This window comes from Mesorhizobium sp. M7A.F.Ca.CA.002.04.1.1, from assembly GCF_004022805.1.
Lineage (GTDB): Bacteria > Pseudomonadota > Alphaproteobacteria > Rhizobiales > Rhizobiaceae > Mesorhizobium > Mesorhizobium ciceri.
In genome coordinates this window covers 1-954 of record NZ_RZPL01001158.1, presented here as the reverse complement: position 1 = coordinate 954, position 954 = coordinate 1, and the positions used below count along the sequence as shown (strand labels likewise).

General features: G+C 59.9%; 1 protein-coding gene and 1 pseudogene. Both read left to right on the top strand.

The features are described 5' to 3' along the window. Positions 1-255, top strand: a pseudogene (locus ENZ75_RS32980) (LacI family transcriptional regulator); the annotation flags it as partial. A gap of 300 nt (positions 256-555) precedes the next feature. Beyond that, positions 556-954, top strand: a 399-nt coding sequence (locus ENZ75_RS32975; RefSeq protein ID WP_164888229.1) for a substrate-binding domain-containing protein, incomplete at its 3' end; no start/stop codon positions are given.

Below are 954 nucleotides of genomic sequence, written 5' to 3'. Positions count from 1 at the left end.
GGCATGGAAGGCGCGGTCTCGGCGCTGCGGGCAGCGAAGCCCGCGACCATGCCGGTGGTCGTCTGCAACGAGATCAACGCCGAGTCGCGCGCGGCGCTCGCCGACAACATCCTCACCATGGTGATCTCGACCCCGCTCGCCGCTTTATGCCGTGAGCTCGTCGACCTGATGGCGCATGCCATCGAAACCGGCGCCGCCAACGCTCCGGGCCAGACCTTTCTGCCCTTCGACATCTATCTGCCGGAAAACATCTAGCCAGCCGCCGCGCAAGGTGCCGAGGCAAATGATAGAATCCATCAGAGCGATGCGTAAATCGGCCCGCAGGCCGCGGAATCGCCCTTGACGCCCCGATGTGAAATGGAATAAATATTTCATCATCTGTATATTTTGGTTCTTTCGTTCCGGAATATCTGTTTCAAACAGAGGGTTTGACGTTCCAGCCAACGGCAAGCGTCACCCGGAATAGAAACGACATCAGGGAGAGATTCCCCGGGGAGATCGGGGATTCCGGATAAATCGGTGAAACCGGACACCAATATGTGGAGGAGAAACACAATGAAGAAATTGATTTTAGGCGTCGCCTTCGCGGCGCTGATGAGTTCATCCGCCCTGGCCGCCAAGGTTGGCGTGTCGATGGCCAAGTTCGACGACAACTTCCTGACCGTGCTGCGCAACGGCATGATCGAGCAGGCCAAGGGTATGAGCGGCGTCGAGCTGCAGGTCGAGGACGCGCAGAACGACGTTGCCAAGCAGCTTGACCAGATCAAGAACTTCGCCGCTTCGGGCGTCGACGCCATCATCGTCAACCCGGTCGACACTTCGGCCACGCAGGCGATGTCGGATGCCGCCGCCGCAGCCAAGATCCCGCTGGTCTATGTCAACCGCGAGCCGGTCAACGTCGACACGCTGCCCGACAACCAGGCCTTCGTCGCCTCGAACGAAGCCGATTCCGGC